Source organism: Salinibacillus aidingensis (assembly GCF_039522525.1).
In the GTDB taxonomy this organism is placed as follows: domain Bacteria; phylum Bacillota; class Bacilli; order Bacillales; family Alkalibacillaceae; genus Salinibacillus; species Salinibacillus aidingensis.
This window is the reverse complement of sequence record NZ_BAAADO010000002.1, coordinates 199,340-218,924: the sequence shown is the minus strand read 5'-3', so window position 1 is coordinate 218,924 and position 19,585 is coordinate 199,340. Positions and strand designations below refer to the sequence as shown.

Sequence of the window (19,585 nt, the reverse complement as noted above, 5' to 3'; positions counted from 1 at the left end):
ATGAGTAATCAAGCATCTTTAAATAGATTATTAACGTCGGGTATTGTAGCGGTTATACGAAAAGTAGATCCTGAAAAGGTCCCCCCACTCGTCCAAGCTTTTGTGGACGGTGGAGTTTCTGGTATCGAAATTACTATGGATTCAGATAATTCATCTGCAATGATTCGTGAGCTAAAACAGGTTCATGGGAACAAAATTCTAATTGGAGCCGGAACGGTTTTAAATAAGGAACAAGCAAAAGAAGCTATTGAGGCTGGTTCTGATTTTATTTTTGCTCCTATCTTAGATCGAGAGACAATAGAATATACAAAGAATCAAGGCATCTTAATGATTCCTGGGGTGTTTACTCCTACTGAAATCCATCAAGCCTATCAATGGGGTGCTGATATGGTAAAAGTATTTCCGGCTACCGTTGTTGGTCCTCAATTCTTTAAAGATGTTAAAGGACCTATTAGCCAAGTTCCGATGATGCCCACTGGTGGAGTGAATTTAGATAATTTAGGTGCTTTTATACATGCGGGAGCAGTTGCAGCAGGGATCGGCGGTTCTCTTGTCAATAAAACATTAATTGAACAAGGGGATTGGAAAGCACTGCAAAATTTAGCTGAGAGATATGTGGAGAAGGTTGCTCAGGTAAGGAATTCAAAATAAGCTAAGAGAATTCTGATTTAGGGGTGGGACATAGAGGACAGGTAAATTGCCCCAGCCTCTAATATTCTTGGTTCAATACCTGGCAATACTCGATATGCACGGGCCTGATTGCTTTAGCAATAAATCCCGTAAATCAAAATATAATGATTTACGGGATACGTTTTTTTAAATATATTGTCTCTTAACCAGGTCAAGGAGTCCTTACTCCTCCAAATACTTTTTAGGAGTAAGAAATGTAAAGGGTAATAACCCAGGATGGCGACCAATTTCAATGGCACCGGTAAATTGTTGCAAGGTCAAAACTTTTGGGACTGCCAGCGTATGGGTTTAGCAAGAACTCTCATAAAGATAAGAAGGCAAGAACCATTAATGAATTATATAACCTAAGATATAAAGAAAAATTCCGCTGATTTATCGATCGGTGGATTTTTTTTGTATTTTTTCTGGTTCAGGATAAAAAGAAGAAAATGGCCTAGCTATGCGTTTTTGTTTTTGAATATGGAAACCATTAAAGTATCTGTTCCGGTTTGGTTTTGGATTGATGTAGCGGTTTGCAATATATTTTTTAATGTAAGACATTCAATCAGTTCCCTTTATTACATAATGAGTTATTTTACTTTATGATAGAACAAAGGTTATTATTCGTTTGTAAGGCCTTTTTTAATAGATTTAGAAAGCTCACGTTGTAGAAAGGGAGGAGGGGAATAAATTCAAATCATAGCAGAATATAACCCACCTTTACACACTGCTATTCTATAGTGCAGAACCAATAAATCAATTAAATACAGAAATAGCGCAAAGCTTATAGCAATTGTAATGTTCGTATCAAGGTCAATAGATAATAAATATCCAACAGCCAGCAAATATAAAATTCTAAGTATACTCACACTCACGAAGTATGAAATTTTCGAATAGCCAAAGAAGGATAATAAAATCCTGGTTAAATTTGCCTCAAGGAAAAAACTGAAAACTAAGTACCATAACATTAAATAAATGATCTGTTTCTGATTTAAGGATAAGTTTAGAAATTCATTTATCAAGTTTAATGAACCCGTTAAAGCTAATATACAAATCGAAATAATGACTGAAACTAATAGCCCGAATACTGTGGAAACAAAAAGAGCAATTAAAAGAGGATGCTCTTGATCTCCTTTACTCTCACTTCTATAAGAAAAGAAAAGGAAAATTAGGAAAACCGTAATAAATATAGCGATGATTATGTAAATGAAGTTCAACATATTTCTCCCTCTGTTTGTGTTTTATATTTTACTGTAAAGAAAAGTGCAGATAAATTCCGTTTGTATAATCCGATTCAATCGTTTTATCCATAGATATCGCCCTAACATCATGTCGTGATGTCACACTTTAGCCTACCTATTAGGGGTTGTGAGAATGACCATTTCTGGAAAGCGCAGGTATTACCTCTCTTTTAGCAGACGATTAAAAGATTCTAATACAACATTAAAATCCTCAACAATTTCCTTAACTAAATCCGCCAGAGAATGTGCATCCCAAAAAATGTCCTCTTCAGATTTATTTATCTTCTCTACCAGTGCAGCTGGGCGTTTCAGAACCTTCCAGTCCATATTCCTGTTACTCATCTCTTCTTTTAAATCACTGTCTATCATTTTTCTCGCGGCATGCAATAGTTCGTTTCTTCCCAATCCTTCTATATCAATCATCACTACAATTTGATTTTGCTGGATATACTTTCTTTGTGTACATGTAACTCAACATGAACGTCTGGAGTTAAATGCTTCCACTCATAAAAACGAATTTGCTGATAGCCGCGCTTAACCGAAAAATCATATACCCATTTTCCCGTCTCCCAATACTCTTTCAGCAGATTTTCTAAATTTTTCAGGAAGTTTTGTTTTTGGTTTTCATAGGCCTTTTCCATTTCATCAATCATATCATGATGCTTCAAATACAACCGGCTTAGTTCCTACTGTTTTTCTGTATTATCCACAATATACCCCTCCAAATGCGTGAGAAACTCCTGGTACAAAAACCGCTCTTTCTCTTCTGTATTTTCCAGGTCCACCTGCTTTAATATCCTGATTAATTCACGATAACTTAAAGATTTGAAATAATGAGAAGCGGCCCGTTCCCCTTGTCTTGTAAGGAAGATATAGTGCCGATTAGGAATATATGAAAAAAGCATTTCCAAATCTTCATGATCTATCTATGAGTTACAAGATATGAACCTTAATAAAAGTATCTCATACACTGATCAATTAAGGTCATTGGTCCGGAAAGCAGACGAAATCAAGCAAGCATATTCTGAACAGACGCCAACCTTCCTTTCCGTTACAAATAGAGCCTATGATGAAAACCTGATTAGCAATTTATATTAAATCCCGAAATCAAAGGCATAGGTCACGAGGCACTTGCCCAACTATATAAGTGGATTTCGGGAAAAACTATTTCCGGGATAAAAAATGTTCAACTTTTTAGAGAATACCAGTTGAGGGACCATCGGCGGTTAGATTTATTGATTCTTTTTGATGATCATTTGATTGCGATTGAGAATAGAGTGTTAAGCAGTGAATCTGAGAATCAGACGAAATTATATCTGTGATAGTCCCCCTGTAATACATAGCATCAAACCAACTACAAAACAAACCAAACTAAGAGCTTAATACCCTTCCAAAAGATAATCGTATCAGGTTGATAAAACCACTTCCTATACCAGAAAATTTTATATATCATAGGTATCAAACAACCCTATATTCAGATTATTAAAATACTTCATATCCAGGATGTGACGACAATATAGGGACGGGGGAACAGGTGGACAGGATGTGGGCTTGTGGGGGGATTGCTACAAGCCTTGTTTTTTTATATTTAATTATTAATTTTGATAGATATGTTATTAATCCAAAATGTCTTATCCTCTAATTGTGAAACATTCTGTGAAACAATATTATTCGGGTGGTGACAGGCACCACCCCAGGGAGGCACCCCCCAGGGACGAGGAACCTGTCCCTCCGTCCCCCCAAAAAGTCCTATTTCAGAAAAATAAAAACATTCCCACTTGACAGATTTAATATATAACCGATATGATGTGAACAATTCAATTTAAAATTAAATATGAATCTCTTATCCAGAGTCGGGGGAGGAAACTGGTCCGTTGATCCCGCAGCAACCGTTACGCATGTAACAAGGTGCTAATTCCAGCAAGCATTTGCTTGAAAGATGAGATGATGTTGTTTTTAAAACCTCTACCTCATCGGCAGAGGTTTTTTTAATTCCCAAAAAGAAGGGGTGGAGAACATTCATGGGCTATTATTTGCATTAAACCAAGTAAACCTATGTGAACAGTATCGATTTATGTGAATGGCAATAGCGGAAACTGAATTTTAAAACGAATCAAAAGGGAGAGATTTTAATGACCACAACAAAAACAGATAGCTTATACCAGAAGTCCTACTTTAGCCGGATTACAGAATTGAAAGAACATGCACCAGAAGCATTTGAAAAGTTTTTTGCGTTTAACAATCAGGCACTGGCCCCCGGGAAATTATCCGTGAAATTAAAAGAGTTGATTGCTGTTGGTGTCGCCCATGTAACTGGATGCCCATATTGCATTGAACTTCATGTTGGAAATGCAAAAAAACAGGAAGCATCAAAGGAAGAGGTTTCAGAAGCTATTTTTGTTTCGACTGCTTTGAAGGCAGGTTCTGCGGCAGCTCATGGGGTGAATGCTTTGAATGCCTTTGATGGAGCTGGGGATGAGGAGCTATATAAGGCCTCCTATTTCAATCGTTTGAAGGAGTTTGCTGAACTGAGCGGGGATACATTCAAGAGTTTTTTGGATTTTGACCAGCAAGCCATTAAAACCAAGGAATTGACCGAGAAAGAAAAGGAACTCATTGCGGTTGCCTCAGCCCACACGACAGGCTGTGCGTATTGCATTGACCTTCACACCCAAAATGCGAAGAAGGCAGGTGCTGATTTGGAGGAAATCTCGGAAGCGATCTTTGTTGCGGTTGCTTTAAAGGCTGGTTCTGCCATTGCCCACAGTGTAAATGCCTTGAATGCTTATGACAGAGGCTGACGAATGGACCATCCTTAAAGAATTCAGCTAGTGTGAACCTTTTACGATTGCCGGGCCTTTTGAAAACGGCAAGCCGGAGTTGAACGTTTATCGCATCATAATGGCTATGTCCCGTGTCCAGCACGGTCTGCAGCATCATCGGCTTCCGTCAGACTAGAACATAAAAATCTCATCTACTGCGCCGGGTAAGTCTTCTTGGCAGTCGTTTTAAAGTATAAAAAATCTCTCAAAAAGGAGCATGATGTATGGGTAAGCAGATTCATTTAAATGGTTTTATACAAAATTCGCCGTCCCCTCATTCAACCGGTTTATGGAAACATGAAAAGGACAAAGGGACCGAGCATAATCGTCTGGATTATTGGATAGAGGTGGCGCAAACATTAGAGCGGGGAAAGTTTGATGCTCTTTTTATTGCCGATGTGCTTGGAACTTACAGCGTTTATGAAAACTCACACAGTGCGGCGACCCGCGGGGCAGTTCAGCTCCCGGCCCATGATCCGCTTATTCCTATTTCAGCCATGGCGTCCGTGACAGATAATCTTGGATTTGCTCCTACTATATCCGCCACATATGCACAGCCCTATTCGTTGGCGAGACAGTTGTCAACGTTGGATCACTTAACGAAGGGGCGGATTGCTTGGAATGTCGTCACCTCTTATCTGGAGAGTGAGGCTGTCAATTTGGGGCTTTCGGGGCGTCTGCCTAAGAATCTTAGATATGATCGTGCCGATGAGTTTCTGGAGGTTGTTTATAAATTGTGGGAGCACAGCTGGGAGAGGGACAGTGTGATTTATGACAGAGAGAATGATTCGTTTGCTGATTCTAAAAAGGTGCATTTAATCAACCATGAAGGAGAGTTCTTTAATGTCCCGGGCCCTCACTTGGTCGAGCCATCGCCGCAACGCACACCCGTATTATTTCAGGCAGGCGCTTCTCCAAGAGGAAGAGATTTTGCCGCCAAACATGCAGAGGCCGTGTTTACCAAAAATCATTCATTAGATGCTTTAAAGGAATATTCGGCTGATATACGAAGAAGAACAGAACTTCAGGGACGTAATCCGGATGAGGTACTGATTTTCCCAATGATCTTACCCATCGTTGGTTCCACAGAGGAAGAGGCGTATGCGAAACTTGAGGACCTGACGAACCATGTTAGCTATGAAGGTACTGCTGCCCTCTTATCCGGCCATACCGGGATTGATTTTTCCAAATACGATCCGGACCAGTATATAGAGGATATGGAAACCGATGCGGTGCAGGGGAATCTGGACATGTATGCAAAAGACCCGAATAAGAAATGGACGTTACGGGAAGCCGTTAAAAATCATGGTTTAGGAAATGGGACGGTGAAGTTTATTGGTACGCCTGAACAGATTGCAGACAAAATGGAACAGTGGGCGTTCGACGGTGATGTAGATGGCTTTAATATCGCGCAAACTTATTCACCAGGTACCCTTCAGGAATTTGTTGATTATGTTGTACCTGAATTACAAAGAAGAGGCATTTATCGAACGGAATACGAAGGAAACACATTGCGTGAAAATATGTTTGGAAAGGGCTATGCCCATTTACCGGAGCATCACCCTGCCAAACAGCTCGGTTTACAGTCCATAAATCGGTAGGACTATATTTTATATGGAAAGGAGAGGGAAATGGATACGTTAACGCTTTATACCTGGATCGGGTTTGGAGTCTTTCTGGTGGTAATGTTCGTATTAGGGTTACTTAGTGCCAGAAAGACAACGAGTGTTGGAGACTTTGCAATCGGCGGTGGAAAATTGGGGCCCTATGTACTCGGGTTATCCTTTGCGGCTACCTATTTAAGTGCAGCGACGTTTTTAGGATATCCCGGCTGGTCCCATGCCTGGGGATACTCAAACCTGTGGCTCTTTTTAGCCATGATTGGCGGAGGTCCCATCGGTGTTTTAATGGTAGCAAAACGAGTGCGAAAGCTGAATAATGGCCAAAAGTCCCTATCATTGCCAGATTGGCTGGGGGACTTTTACAAGAGTGACATCATCCGGGTAGGCACAGGCCTGATTTTGCTGTTCAACATTTTTTACATTGCAGCCCAATTTGTTGCCGGGGCTAGAATTTTCCAATACTTACTCGATATGTCTTATACGGGCGGCCTTGTGTTTATCGCAGCTATTGTTGTTATTTATGTGTTTGCAGGTGGAGCCTTTGCTGATATTTATACGGATGCGGTTCAGGCGGTTATGATGGCCATTGCAGGTTTGTTTATAGTTGTGTCAGGTATTGTAATCTTTTGGGAAGGCAGTATTTCCGCCACTTTTACAGGGATTACAAACGATTTGGCTAATCAGAGTGGTCATTTAGTAGAGGTATTTAATCCGGAATCGACTCACTTTCACTCCTTTGGTCTCGTGATAGGTGCCATCGTCATCCAATGGGCCTTTGCCTCTGCCCCACACTTATTTAACAAAGTGCTTGGATTGAAAAACGAACGGGATCTGGGGAAAATGATCCTGACTTATGTCATTGCATCTGCTTTTTCCCTTTTTGTTTTATTTGGAGGATTGTTTAGCAGAGCAGCACTAGGGGGAAATGTTGCAGCCCCCGACCTTGCTTTAATGGAATATGTGGTATGGGCGTTTCCTGTTGTAGTAGTAGCGATTTTTGGTGTGGTTATTCTTGCAGCGGCCATGTCAACCACTGATGGTTTATTTGTGTCTATTTCTACCGTTTTTGCTAACGATATTTTTCTTAAAGTTTTAGTAAAAAGGAAAATCGTGAATGTCAGTGAACAAAAAGCGCAAAAAATAGCCCTGCAAATCAGTCGCTTGTCCGTTCCATTGATTGGCCTGATTGCTTTTCTTATTGTATTAGAGCCTCCTGTTTTTATGGGAGATGTGCTGTGGATTGGCGTGTCAGGGGTTGCAGCCGGGACGATGGGACCTATCCTGTATGCGGTTTACGGGAAGAAAAAAGCACCTGCACGGGCAGCCGAGGTGTCGATGATCGTGGGACTCCTCTCGTATCTGGTTATCTATTTTGGAGGAATGATATCAAGTACCATGTCTGCGGGTGCAGTTTCGACGGCTATCGGGATTTTTACGATTGTGGTATTGGCTCGCGTGCTGAAAGACCCACAGCCGCGAATGATGTATGAGATTGAAAAAGAAGGCTCGAAAGCAAATTAGAGGAAGGAGGGAGCAGTCATTTTCGTAAATACGATGCTTTCCTTATGGCTCTATGGATTTATAACATGTTTAGTCGTAATCGGATTATCTCTGCGCAAATGGTATTTTAAGTAATTAGCGTTCAACAATAATCGACAAAATTCGGGAGGTGACAGGCACCATGCTAAAAAATTATGTAGGTGGGAAATGGGTAGAAGCTGGATCCCAGTATAGTGAGAAGGTGTATAATCCAGCAACAGGGGAGGTGATCGCTGAGGTTCCGCTATCTTCCCAGGCAGATGTGCATGAGGCTGTTGAGATTGCTTTTGAGGCATTTCAGGAGTGGAGGGAGGTTCCGGTTCCAAAAAGGGCTCGAATCCTTTTTAAATATCAGCAGCTGCTTGTTGATCATCAGGATGAGTTAGCTGAAATTGTCACGATTGAAAACGGAAAAAGTTTTAAGGAAGCACAGGGAGAGGTTCAACGCGGCATCGAAAATGTAGAATTTGCGGCCGGTGCGCCTTCATTAATGATGGGAGAACAGTTGCCGTCTATTGCTGATGGACTGGAATCGGGGGTTTATCGTTATCCGATTGGGGTCATTGGCGGCATTACTCCGTTTAACTTTCCCATGATGGTTCCCTGCTGGATGTTTCCCATGGCGATTGCAACAGGAAATACGTTTGTTTTAAAACCATCCGAGCAAACCCCATTGCTTGCGAATCGATTGGCTGAGTTGTTAGAAGAAGCAGGGCTGCCACAGGGAGTTTTTAATATTGTTCACGGTGCCAAGGATGTCGTCAATGGGTTATTAGACCACAAAAAGGTTGCCGCGATCTCATTTGTGGGCTCCCAACCAGTCGCCGAGTATGTATACAAACGAGGTACGGACAATTTAAAACGGGTCCAGGCACTTTCCGGAGCGAAAAACCATTCGATTGTTCTGCGTGATGCGAACCTGGAACACGCAACAACACAAATCGTGAATGCTGCATTCGGGTCTGCTGGTGAACGGTGTATGGCTGCTTCGGTTGTTGCTGTTGAAGAAAGTGTGGCTGACGAAGTGATTTCGTTGCTTATACAAAAAGCAAATACTATAAAAATCGGGAATGGCTTGGATGATGGGGTGTTTCTTGGCCCTGTTATTCAGGAAGAACATAAGCAGCGAACACTGGGATATATTGAGACCGGTGAAAGAGAAGGAGCAAAACTTGTCCGTGATGGCCGTAATGATGAGGTCGTACAGCAAAATGGTTATTACATCGGCCCGACGATTTTTGATGAGGTAACGTCAGAGATGAAAATTTGGCAGGATGAAATTTTTGCGCCCGTTTTATCGATAGCAAGAGTAAAAGACCTTGACTCCGCCGTTGAATTAACCAATCAATCCCGTTTTGCCAATGGGGCTTGCATTTTCACTAACGATGGAGGTGCGGTCAGAAGATTCCGGGAAACGATTGATGCTGGCATGTTAGGCGTAAACATAGGTGTACCAGCACCAATGGCCTTTTTCCCCTTCTCAGGCTGGAAGGACTCCTTTTACGGTGACCTGCATGCTAATGGGAAAGACGGATTAGCCTTTTATACGAGACAGAAGGTTGTGACAAGTCGCTGGGTTTGATTGGGTTTTGGTGCCTGTCACCACCCGAAAAATATTGTTTCACAAATGTTTCACGGCTTCCTGATTCGACAAATTTTCGAGTGGTGGCAGGCTAAGGACGGAGGGAAACGCCCCTCCGTCCGCTCTAATATGGTATTTTTTTAAAAAAAGAACTCGATTTTAATAGGAAAAGAGGGAAGTAAAAAATAGAAGAAAATCTCTGCTCAAAAATAAATTTTGCAACAATATGGATTAGTTCCTTTGAATTTCCTGTAAACGGAATTTTTATACCTTTCCTGCACTGGTCATTCGCCAGTTAGATGGCTCTCCAAACGAGACGTAAGTTCCTGCAAGTCTTTTTTTGCTTTGGATTTCTCCAATTTGCCATTTTGATTTTCTGGTGACTAATAGAATTAATTCAACACTGGCAACCCCTTGTTTTCTCCCACTATTTTCAAATATTCTCATATACCCCGGCACTCCTGCTTTGCTTTAAGGCTTTCATTATAGCTTCGATACCAGTTCATCTCCCGCAGACTGAGCCAAGTCCTGAATTTCATGCTTTAATATATTTAAAACGTTTAGCAACTCTTTAAATCTTATTTACGCGATCAAAATATAGATTTCACTTATTTGCTGAAACATTATTCCGCTAACATAGCTGACTAATATAAAAATGGATTCCGGTTTCTCTAAGGATATTGGTTTGCTGCTTAGACATTTCCTCTTACTGGCGGAAAATTAATAGGTTTAGTTGAAAGCGCTTTTACTATAAACTTCGAATTGTAGATAGATAAACCATACTTCAGGGAGGAATTATATATGAAGCAAATTCTATTAGCATGTTCATCAGGAATGTCAACAAGTCTATTGGTAAAGAAAATGCAGGAAGTGGCCAAAGAAAAAGGAATTGAGGCAGAAATTTGGGCTGTTTCACAGGATAAAGCAGAAACGGATATGGAGAAAGCGGATGTACTGCTTTTAGGTCCTCAGATGAGATTTTTGAAAAGGAAATTCTCTAAAAAAGCTGATGAATTAGGCTTACCGATTGATTCGATTGATCCAGTTGCCTATGGACGTGTGGATGGTGAAGCGGTTCTGGAAAAAGCTCTGGAGTTAATGGCTGATTAACTTCTCAAAAAGGGGGAAACAACAGTGGAAAATAATAAGTTTATGCAGCTCTTAGAAAATATTTTATTACCTATCGCTGATAAGTTAAATAATAACCGCTATTTAACTGCCTTGCGTGATGGCTTTATGATTGCGCTGCCATTGATTATATTTGGTTCTATTTTTGTTGTCCTGGCAAATTTTCCATTTTTGGATCAAATATTGAGTGAAGAAGCGTTTGCAGCATATCAAAGTGCTCTTGGTCCTGCATCTAATGCAACCTTAAGTATTATGGGAGCTTTCGTCATTATCGGTATAGGATATAAATTAACAGAGCAATATGAGATTGAAGGACCTATATACGGTGGGGTTGTGGCTTTAGCAGCATTTCTAATCTTAACACCACAAGTTTTGGAGGATATTACAGGAGTTATTCCAACATCTGTTTTAGGAGCTGAAGGTTTATTCCTGGGACTTTTCACTGCTTTCATAGCAGCCGAATTATATCGGTATTTTGTTCAAAAAAATTGGACGATTAAAATGCCAGCGGGAGTTCCGGATGCTGTTTCAAAGTCATTTAGCTCTTTAATTCCAATAGCCTTAACTTTAACAGTGTTTTTACTTATTCGTATTATCTTTAGTTTTACACCTTTCGAAACCGTCCAGAACTTTATTTATACAGTTATCCAACAACCATTGACTGTTTTAGGCAGCGGATTACCTGCAACCATTGTGGCTGTACTATTAATCCAAATATTCTGGTTCTTTGGTTTGCATGGCCAGATTATCGTTAATTCAGTATTCGATCCAATTTGGTATGCGTTAAATGATCAAAATTTACAGGCGTTCCAGGCAGGAGAAGAACTTCCTAATGTAATTACAAAGCAATTCATTGATACGTTCCTTGTAGGTATGGGCGGAACAGGAATGACTTTAGCAGTAATTCTTTTAATCTATTTAATTGGACGCAGCAGACAGCTGAAACAAATTGGTAAGCTGGGAACCCCTCCTGGAATATTTAATGTAAACGAGCCTATAATATTTGGTTTGCCAATCGTGATGAACCCATTGGTGATTATTCCATGGTTGTTAGCACCAGTCGTTGTAACCATTATTACGTACTTTGCAATGTCAACTGGAATGGTACCAAAGCCGGCAGGGATAATTGTTCCATGGACAACACCACCAATACTAAGTGGATATTTGGCAACCGGTAATGCATGGCAAGGTGCTGTTCTACAAGCCTTTAATCTAATTGTTGTTATGGGAATCTGGTGGCCATTCCTCAAAATTATGGATAAAAATTATTATGAAAATGAGAAAAAAGCATCCAAGGGTAATGACTAGTATTTAGAAGAAAAGCCCTTGACTATATAAGTAAATACAAGGGCTTTTTGGGTTACTTCGGAGGTGAATGAGTATGGATAAAATGACAGAAATCGCATTTCAAATTATATTATACGCTGGTAACGGACGTTCAGACGCAATGGAAGCCATTCAGTTAGCGAAAGAAGGGGATTTTCAGGAAGCGGATCGTTTGATTAAGAAGGCTGGAGAGGAATTAAGTAAAGCACATAGTTATCAGACGCAGTTGTTACAAGATGAAGTGAATGGTGAAGGAGAGTCAGTAAATGTAATTTTAGTACACTCTCAGGACCATTTAATGACATCAATGGCAGTAAAGGATTTAGCAACAGAATTTATTGATCTCTATCGTAATAAATAAAAGGGAGGAATTTCAACATGTCTTTACAGTATAAGTTTCCAGAAGGGTTTTGGTGGGGGAGTGCTACGTCTGCTACCCAAATAGAAGGTGCTGCTGATGAAGGTGGTAAAGGTCAAAACATTTGGGATTATTGGTATCAAACAGAACCGAACCGATTCTTTGATAATGTTGGTCCAGAGTCTACTTCAGATTTCTATCATTTATATAAAGAAGATATTCGTTTGATGAAGGAAATCGGACATAATACATTTCGTTTATCGATCTCCTGGTCAAGACTAATACCTGGTGGACGTGGTGAGGTTAATCCGGAAGCTGTAACGTTTTATAATAATGTGATTGATGAATTACTTGCAAATGATATTGAACCATTTGTGAACCTATTCCATTTTGACATGCCTCTGGAACTTCAAAATGAGGGCGGATGGGAAAAACGTGATGTGGTTGAGGCCTACCTGCAATATGCTAAAGAATGCTTTCGTTTATTTGGGGATCGAGTGAAAAAGTGGTTTACATTCAATGAACCAATTGTACCAGTAGAAGGTGGTTATCTTTACGATTTTCATTACCCGAATGTAGTCGATGCAAAACGAGCGTTTCAGGTAGCTTATCATACGATCGTTGCACATGCCAAAGCAGTAGAATACTTCCATACTCTTGATATCAAGGATGGACAAATTGGAATCATCCTGAATTTAACACCTTCATATCCAAGAAGTAAAAACCCAGCTGATCTAAGAGCATCCCGTATTGCCGACTTATTCTTCAATCGAAGTTTCTTAGATCCTGCAGTGCTAGGAGAATACCCGGAAGAATTAGTTGAGATATTAAGAGAACATGGTCAATTGCCTGTAACACGAAAAGGTGATCTTGAGCTTATTAAAAACAACACTGCTGACATTTTAGGGGTCAATTATTATCAACCACGCAGGGTAAAAGCTAAAGGACATTTACCTAATCCATATAGTCCATTTATGCCGGATTGGTTCTTTGATAATTATGAAATGCCGGGTCGAAAAATGAACAAGTATCGTGGCTGGGAGATTTACGAAAAAGGTATATACGATATTATGATTAATTTAAAGGAAAATTACGGAAACATTGAATCCTTCATCTCAGAAAATGGCATGGGAGTTCAGGACGAGGACCGATTTGTCGAAAATGGAGAAATACAGGATGATTATCGGATAGAATTTATTCAGGAACACCTGAAATGGCTGCACAAAGCTATTGAAGAGGGATGCAATGCAAAAGGCTATCATTTATGGTCATTTATGGATAATTGGTCATGGATGAATGCCTATAAAAATAGGTATGGATTTGTTTCTGTTGATGTTGAAACGAAAAAACGAACTCTAAAGAAAAGTGCTTACTGGATTAGAGATGTATCGAATAATAACGGTTTTTAAGGTTAGAGAAGATACACATCAAGTTAGTAGATAATGATTTAATTTATGTATCGTGTCGTTATCATTGGTAAGGGTACCTGATTCTACTTGGATCAGGCCCCTTTGGATTACGCAGAGAAAGCTGATTCATAGAAAATAAGGAGAAGATCCTTTATGTTAAACTTCCGTATGAAAGTTATTTTGCGAGAATTAATGGCTTCTCATTCACCATTAACTGGAAAATATTTAGCGAACATCAATCAAGTTTCATCAAGGACAACAAGAGAAGATATAAAGAAATTAAATGAAATTCTTTCTGAACATGGTAGTTCGATAAATTCAGTTATGGGAAAAGGGTATGAACTAACCATTCATCATGAAAATAAATTTCTGCAGTATTTAGACTCTGAGTTAAGTGACAATGCTTATGAAAACAACAATATACCACGGTCCCGGGAAGACAGAATTGTATATTTAATTAAAAGGTTGTTATTAAGTGAGGGCTACGTAAAGTTAGAAGACTTAGCTGATGAAATTTATGTTAGCAAGTCGACCATTCAAAATGACTTAAAAGATGTAAAAAAAATACTCAGCGAATATGAGATCTCACTGGAAGCAAGACCTAATTATGGTTTAAAGATTCAAGGGAGCGAACTTAAATTACGTTTTTGTATGTCAGAGTATGTCTTTGATCATTCTGATGAAAGAAAGGACTATATCCAGGAATTTTACAATTCAGCTTTTTCCAAAAAAGAATTGGACGCGATATTATCAATTATTTTGAATCAGCTAAATACACATAAAATAACTTTGTCTGACATCGCCATTAACAATCTGCTTATTCATATAGCCATTGCATACAAAAGAATTCAAAGTGGATATAAAGTTAATTTTTACCAAACTGATGTCAATCAGCTTGTTGATAAATATGAATACAGAGTCGCAAAGCAGATAGTAAATGAAGTTGAAAAATCGTTTCAGGTAGAGTTTCCCCAGTCTGAGATTGCTTATATAACAATGCACTTGCTTGGTACGAAAATGCTGTCAAAGAAAAATATAAACAATCGTGTAGTCGAGCAGGTTATGGACGATGAAACTTATCAATTAGTTCAAATCTCTCTTAATAAAATAGAAAGGGAAATGAATTTAGGAATAAGTGATGATCAAGAATTAATCATAGGCTTAGGCCTACATTTGAAGCCTGCAATAAATCGTTATAAATATGATATGAATATACGAAACCCTATGTTAGATGACATTAAAAGGAATTATCCTTTAGCTTTTGAAGCGGGACTTGTCGCTGCACTCGCAATAAAAGATCAAATAGGTACGGAGATGAATGAGAATGAGATTGGCTATATTGCGCTTCATATAGGTGCAGCAATTGAACGAAAAAAATTACAATCAGGTCCTAAGCGATGTTTAGTGGTTTGTGCTTCAGGTTTTGGAACAGCCCAACTCATTTATTACAAGTTAAAAGCCAGATTTTACAATGAAATCGAAGTGGTTGGAACGACAGAATATTATAAACTTGACGAGTATAATTTAGACAACATTGATTTTATTGTAAGTTCTATTCCAATACCACAAGAATTACCTGTACCCGTCATCGAAGTTAATGCAATTCTGGGAGATGATGATTTAAACAGAATAAAAAACTTTGTATCTGAAGGTGAACAAGGTTTGCACTCTCTGTTTCAGAAGGAGCTTATATTCTTAAATAAACAGTTCCAATCTAAAGAAGAGGCTTTATCATTCATGACAAATCAGTTAACAGTAAAAGGCCTCGTAGATTCATCATTTTTAGAATCCATATATGAAAGGGAACGAGTCGCACCAACATCGTTTGGAAATTTAGTAGCCATACCTCATCCAATAAACCCGAAGTCCAATCAGACTTTCCTATCTGTATGCACACTAGACAGGCCTGTCATATGGCATGATAAGCCGGTCCAATTTATCTGTATCCTTAGTGTGAAGAAAAACAGCGCAGAGAACTTACAATACTTGTACGATTTACTGGGTAATATAATCGACAGCCCTTCAATTGTGCAACAGTTAGTCAAGGTGAATAGTTTTGAGGAATTTATCGGTATTATTTCAGAAAATTTTATGATGAGCTGAGGTTTGATGGCGATGGGAATAGTAATGATCATGCCGATTGGGCTGAGGCTCGGTTTAAATAGGAGTCGGTATGAATTAGAAGAAATGATTGGATATGACTGAGGAAGATGGATATTGGAATGAGGTCTTGCAGAGGGGTTCTGCAAGGCCTTTTTTAATAGATTAAGAAAGCTCATATTATAAAAAGGGAGTAGGCGGGATAAATTCAGATCATAGCAGAAAATAACCCACCTTTATGTACTGCTATCCTTATAGTACGGAACCAGTAAATCAATGAGATACAGAAATAGCGCAACACTTATAGCTATAGATAATAAATACTCAAAACTTTTGTTGGTGTGAGAAAGTTGTAGCTTCACAAGGATTTTGAGACAGATATTGAGCGAGCCGAAGAAGCCATGATTGTAACACCATATTTGTCGGTGAATGTAATCACACATTGGAGAAAGCTCTTTGATGATTATAATAAGAAAAAAACAACTATTGCTTATGATATCGGGAATAAAAAGGGAGGTCGAAGAAGTGGAGTGGAAGGGCAAGTTAAAGGATGAGGATATGTTAATAATGTGTTCACCTTACTATGAGCATTATTACTAATATGTGCTTGAAGGCATTTACAGTTAAGGGATGGAATTATTTAAGGATTAGTTAAATGCTGTATTACTAGGGTTTATATGGTTTAAATAATTACTTTGTTCCTAAACCAAAAGGCATAAATAGAACTTTCTTAATATTTACATTTTTCTAACATATGTTAATTTGATTAAAGAAATACCATATAGCTAGTTAGTTAGATAGCCTTACTAACTAGGTATGTAGAAAGGAGGACAAGATTAACTTCTTTATAAGGCTTTTTCTTAGAAATTTGACAAGGAGGGGCATCAAGATTTACGAAAGGAGCTTCAAAAAAAATAAAATGGAAGGTGTTAATGTTTATGAGGAAAGTTTTCTATCTGTTTTTAGCAATCCTGTTAATAGCAGCTTTCTACCCTATGGTAGGATTTGCCCAACAGACGAAAGGCCAAGATGTCGAGCTTTGGAATGTAATAAAACCACTTGATACTACTGTAACTTTTTTAAATACTGGAGCACACCCTGATGACGAGCGAAGTGACCTGCTAGCCTATCTATCCAGAGGGCTAGGAGTAAAAACAGCTAGTATGATTGCAAATCGTGGAGAAGGTGGACAAAATGAAATCGGAAGTGAGTTAGGAAATGCCTTAGGTATCATCCGCTCAAATGAAATGATTGAAGCTTCAAAAATTACCGGTGTGAAAGCCTATCACTTAAGCGAAACAACAAACGATACAATTTATGACTTTGGTTTTTCTAAATCCCCTGAAGAAACACTAGAAAAATGGGACGAAGAAGTTACTTATAAGCGATTAATCAAATTTATTAGAACCTATCAACCAGATATTGTGATGCCCTCTTTCCGAAATGTGGACAGTCAGCACGGACATCACCGTGCCATGACAATCCTAAGTAAGCGTGCGTTTAAAGATGCTGGTGACCCTACCGTATTCCCGGAACAATTGGAAAATGGCCTAAATGTGTGGCAACCCAAGAAATTATACGTACCAGCTGAATCAGAAGAAACTGCAACTACATCCATCGAGATTGGTGATTATGATCCTATATATGGCATGTCGTATCCGCAGCTTGGCGAAAAATCCAGGTATATGCACAAAAGTCAAGGGATGGGAAATGATATCCCTGTCGAGCCAAGACAATTCCACCTAAAACTAATCAACTCTACTACCCCAGAGAATCAAACAGACTTATTTGCCGGAATTCCGTATGACTTTGATGAATGGGCGAAAGTCATTACTGATGAGAGACTTCAAACAAAATTAGGACAACTTCAACAAGATTTAGACTCCATTATTGATCTTTACCCTAACCGAGAAGCTATCTTCCCAAAATCACAGCAAGCTTTAAAACAAGTTGAAAATATCTATAACTTAACAAAGAAGGCAAGTATTGATGAAGCTACGAAGAATGATTTACTTCATAAACTTGAGATTAAAAAAGAACAATTACAACAAGTAAGTTTTGTATCATCAAGCCTTGAGGTGGAAACTTCTATTGATACTTATGTTTTAACTCAAGGAGAAGAAACAGAAGTTACAATACAGTTCACCAATAATGGGGATAGCAAAATACATCATATCAATGCATCATTGATAACACCGGACAACTGGGAAGTTAATGGTAACAATAAGGTTAAACACCTAAAACCAAATGAAACTAAGTCTGTAACATACACTGTTACGGTTCCACAGGATGCAAAATATTTTAAACCCTATGCCGAACCTACCATTCAAGCAAGCATTACGTTTAAAGAAAATGGTGTAAAATCATCACAAGTTATTGATTTGGATAACTCAGTAGCTGTTTTACCTGAATTAAGTATAACACCTGACCCAGTAAACCTTACCGTTAATACCGCTAATGTTCAGGAAGAGATTCCCGTTACGGTGAAGGTTAAAAATTATGCTAATGAAAAAAATCAGGCAACAGTTTCGCTAAATCTTCCAGATGGATGGATCAGTGAACCAGCACAAAGAGATATTACTTTGACAGATCGCTTTGACGAAAAGGAAGTGACTTTTACTTTAAGACCACCTTCTAATGTCGCGGAAGGAAATTTTAACATCGAAGCAATAGCTAAATCGAATGGAAAACAGTTTAACACAACGGTACAAGAAATTTCCTACGATCATATTAATGATTCGTACTATCAGTATCCTTCTACTATTAATGGAGTAGCCTTTGAACTCTTAAAACCAGATAATCTAAAAGTCGGATACATTGAAAGTGGCTTTGATAAAGTTGCCGATTATTTAATCGATGCAGGATTTGATATAACAAAACTAGATGAGGAAGACCTTATCTCCGCTGATCTATCCAAATACGATACAATCGTTACAGGAATAAGAGCAAGTCTTTCCCGAGATGACCTTGTAGAAAATAATGATCGTTTACTAGAATATGTGGAAAATGGCGGACATTTGGTCGTTCAATACCATAAACCATGGGATAATTGGGACAGTAAAACATCCGCTCCATATCCATTAGAAATCGGGCAACCGTCCATTGAATGGCGCGTAACAGATGAGAATGCGGAAGTTACCGTTACCAAACCCGAGCATAAACTATTTAATTATCCGAACAAAATTACAGATAGTGACTGGGATAACTGGGTACAAGAAAGAGGGCTATACTTCCCAATGAATTGGGATGAGCGTTACGAAACATTCGTTACCATGAAAGATCCTGGAGAAGAGCCTTTCAATGGTGGAATTCTACTCACTGAATACGGAGAAGGTACCTATCTGTACACTAACCTCGTATTCTATCGCCAAATTGATAACCAGGTACCAGGCGGTTATCGGATTTTCACGAATATGATTAGTTACGGGGTAGAAGATGAATAAGATTTAGATTTACATCCCCCCAAAGGTTGGACTGAAATCTGACTTTTGGGGTGTTTTTCACGATGTATGTATTCTACACAAAAGCGGAACTAAATTGTTAACCACTTAAAGTTAATACCAAGAAAGGTCAAGCATTTATATCATCTCTTCCTTGTTTGATGTCTGTGGTTTTATTGACTGCGAAATTCTTATTTTATTTTTCCACAGAGGTACTGTGGAAGTCTTATACACTCTGGTAAAAGAGCCAATAACAGTATCATATTAAATTTTCAAAACAATTTGACATGTATGCGCATACATTATATACTTACACTTAGTTAGATAGTTAAACTAACTAACATAGTTT

Annotated in this window: 16 protein-coding genes and 1 riboswitch; of the genes, 12 read left to right on the top strand and 4 right to left on the bottom strand. The window is 38.8% G+C overall.

Annotated elements, in window-relative coordinates; all coding sequences use genetic code 11:
- A complete protein-coding gene (locus ABD006_RS04760) occupies positions 1-651 on the top strand; it encodes a bifunctional 4-hydroxy-2-oxoglutarate aldolase/2-dehydro-3-deoxy-phosphogluconate aldolase (protein WP_343838208.1) in 651 nt (216 codons plus the stop codon).
- A 1,418-nt stretch (positions 652-2,069) separates the two neighbouring features.
- Here ABD006_RS04760 and ABD006_RS04755 read toward each other — a convergent pair.
- Genes ABD006_RS04755 through ABD006_RS04745 form a run of 3 tightly spaced genes read right to left on the bottom strand, consistent with a single transcriptional unit; the run spans position 2,070 to position 2,815 of the window.
- Positions 2,070-2,333, bottom strand: coding sequence for a hypothetical protein (locus ABD006_RS04755; RefSeq protein WP_343838205.1), 264 nt, complete (start codon positions 2,331-2,333; stop codon positions 2,070-2,072).
- Between the two features lie 2 nt (positions 2,334-2,335).
- Positions 2,336-2,578 (bottom strand): hypothetical protein, encoded by a 243-nt coding sequence (locus ABD006_RS04750; protein WP_343838202.1) that lies wholly within the window; start codon positions 2,576-2,578, stop codon positions 2,336-2,338.
- Between the two features lie 18 nt (positions 2,579-2,596).
- Complete coding sequence (locus ABD006_RS04745) at positions 2,597-2,815, bottom strand: hypothetical protein (RefSeq protein ID WP_343838199.1); 219 nt, start codon at positions 2,813-2,815, stop codon at positions 2,597-2,599.
- Between the two features lie 186 nt (positions 2,816-3,001).
- Between ABD006_RS04745 and ABD006_RS17960 the strand changes: the two genes are divergently transcribed.
- The 5 genes from ABD006_RS17960 to ABD006_RS04725 all read left to right on the top strand — a co-directional run bounded on the left by ABD006_RS17960 (position 3,002) and on the right by ABD006_RS04725 (position 9,475).
- Positions 3,002-3,232: a PD-(D/E)XK nuclease family protein gene (locus ABD006_RS17960; protein ID WP_425542194.1), complete on the top strand. Its 231-nt coding sequence runs from the start codon at positions 3,002-3,004 to the stop codon at positions 3,230-3,232.
- A 518-nt stretch (positions 3,233-3,750) separates the two neighbouring features.
- Positions 3,751-3,856: riboswitch (SAM riboswitch) on the top strand.
- Positions 3,857-4,042: 186 nt separating this feature from the next.
- Positions 4,043-4,711, top strand: coding sequence for a carboxymuconolactone decarboxylase family protein (locus tag ABD006_RS04740; protein WP_343838196.1), 669 nt, complete (start codon positions 4,043-4,045; stop codon positions 4,709-4,711).
- Between the two features lie 245 nt (positions 4,712-4,956).
- Positions 4,957-6,333, top strand: a complete 1,377-nt coding sequence (locus ABD006_RS04735; RefSeq protein ID WP_343838193.1) for an LLM class flavin-dependent oxidoreductase — start codon at positions 4,957-4,959, stop codon at positions 6,331-6,333.
- 30 nt (positions 6,334-6,363) lie between these two features.
- Positions 6,364-7,875, top strand: a complete 1,512-nt coding sequence (locus ABD006_RS04730; protein WP_343838190.1) for a sodium:solute symporter family protein — start codon at positions 6,364-6,366, stop codon at positions 7,873-7,875.
- Between the two features lie 160 nt (positions 7,876-8,035).
- Positions 8,036-9,475: a CoA-acylating methylmalonate-semialdehyde dehydrogenase gene (locus tag ABD006_RS04725; RefSeq protein WP_343838187.1), complete on the top strand. Its 1,440-nt coding sequence runs from the start codon at positions 8,036-8,038 to the stop codon at positions 9,473-9,475.
- Between the two features lie 264 nt (positions 9,476-9,739).
- Here the strand turns inward: ABD006_RS04725 and ABD006_RS04720 are convergent, their stop codons facing one another.
- Positions 9,740-9,922, bottom strand: a complete 183-nt coding sequence (locus ABD006_RS04720; RefSeq protein ID WP_343838184.1) for a hypothetical protein — start codon at positions 9,920-9,922, stop codon at positions 9,740-9,742.
- A gap of 354 nt (positions 9,923-10,276) precedes the next feature.
- Between ABD006_RS04720 and ABD006_RS04715 the strand changes: the two genes are divergently transcribed.
- The 6 genes from ABD006_RS04715 (at position 10,277) to ABD006_RS04690 (ending at position 19,239) form a co-directional block, all read left to right on the top strand.
- Positions 10,277-10,585 carry a PTS sugar transporter subunit IIB gene (locus tag ABD006_RS04715; protein WP_343838182.1) on the top strand — a complete coding sequence of 103 codons (309 nt, stop codon included), beginning with the start codon at positions 10,277-10,279 and terminating at the stop codon, positions 10,583-10,585.
- Positions 10,586-10,609: 24 nt separating this feature from the next.
- Positions 10,610-11,911, top strand: a complete 1,302-nt coding sequence (gene celB / locus ABD006_RS04710; RefSeq protein WP_343838179.1) for a PTS cellobiose transporter subunit IIC — start codon at positions 10,610-10,612, stop codon at positions 11,909-11,911.
- 73 nt (positions 11,912-11,984) lie between these two features.
- Positions 11,985-12,290 (top strand): PTS lactose/cellobiose transporter subunit IIA, encoded by a 306-nt coding sequence (locus ABD006_RS04705; RefSeq protein ID WP_343838177.1) that lies wholly within the window; start codon positions 11,985-11,987, stop codon positions 12,288-12,290.
- Between the two features lie 17 nt (positions 12,291-12,307).
- Positions 12,308-13,696 carry a glycoside hydrolase family 1 protein gene (locus ABD006_RS04700; RefSeq protein ID WP_343838175.1) on the top strand — a complete coding sequence of 463 codons (1,389 nt, stop codon included), beginning with the start codon at positions 12,308-12,310 and terminating at the stop codon, positions 13,694-13,696.
- A 168-nt stretch (positions 13,697-13,864) separates the two neighbouring features.
- Positions 13,865-15,799, top strand: a complete 1,935-nt coding sequence (locus ABD006_RS04695; RefSeq protein WP_343838173.1) for a BglG family transcription antiterminator — start codon at positions 13,865-13,867, stop codon at positions 15,797-15,799.
- A 935-nt stretch (positions 15,800-16,734) separates the two neighbouring features.
- A complete protein-coding gene (locus ABD006_RS04690) occupies positions 16,735-19,239 on the top strand; it encodes an NEW3 domain-containing protein (protein ID WP_343838171.1) in 2,505 nt (834 codons plus the stop codon).
- Positions 19,240-19,585 lie beyond the last annotated feature (346 nt).

What these genes read in the sequence shown, in the direction of transcription:
- ABD006_RS04760 (WP_343838208.1), top strand. Translation starts at nt 1, where the DNA reads ATGAGTAATCAAGCATCTTTAAATAGATTATTAACGTCGGGTATTGTA.
- ABD006_RS04755 (WP_343838205.1), bottom strand. Translation starts at nt 2,333, where the DNA reads ATGATTGATATAGAAGGATTGGGAAGAAACGAACTATTGCATGCCGCG.
- ABD006_RS04745 (WP_343838199.1), bottom strand. Translation starts at nt 2,815, where the DNA reads ATGCTTTTTTCATATATTCCTAATCGGCACTATATCTTCCTTACAAGA.
- ABD006_RS04740 (WP_343838196.1), top strand. Translation starts at nt 4,043, where the DNA reads ATGACCACAACAAAAACAGATAGCTTATACCAGAAGTCCTACTTTAGC.
- ABD006_RS04735 (WP_343838193.1), top strand. Translation starts at nt 4,957, where the DNA reads ATGGGTAAGCAGATTCATTTAAATGGTTTTATACAAAATTCGCCGTCC.
- ABD006_RS04730 (WP_343838190.1), top strand. Translation starts at nt 6,364, where the DNA reads ATGGATACGTTAACGCTTTATACCTGGATCGGGTTTGGAGTCTTTCTG.
- ABD006_RS04725 (WP_343838187.1), top strand. Translation starts at nt 8,036, where the DNA reads ATGCTAAAAAATTATGTAGGTGGGAAATGGGTAGAAGCTGGATCCCAG.
- ABD006_RS04720 (WP_343838184.1), bottom strand. Translation starts at nt 9,922, where the DNA reads ATGAGAATATTTGAAAATAGTGGGAGAAAACAAGGGGTTGCCAGTGTT.
- ABD006_RS04715 (WP_343838182.1), top strand. Translation starts at nt 10,277, where the DNA reads ATGAAGCAAATTCTATTAGCATGTTCATCAGGAATGTCAACAAGTCTA.
- ABD006_RS04705 (WP_343838177.1), top strand. Translation starts at nt 11,985, where the DNA reads ATGGATAAAATGACAGAAATCGCATTTCAAATTATATTATACGCTGGT.
- ABD006_RS04700 (WP_343838175.1), top strand. Translation starts at nt 12,308, where the DNA reads ATGTCTTTACAGTATAAGTTTCCAGAAGGGTTTTGGTGGGGGAGTGCT.
- ABD006_RS04695 (WP_343838173.1), top strand. Translation starts at nt 13,865, where the DNA reads ATGAAAGTTATTTTGCGAGAATTAATGGCTTCTCATTCACCATTAACT.
- ABD006_RS04690 (WP_343838171.1), top strand. Translation starts at nt 16,735, where the DNA reads ATGAGGAAAGTTTTCTATCTGTTTTTAGCAATCCTGTTAATAGCAGCT.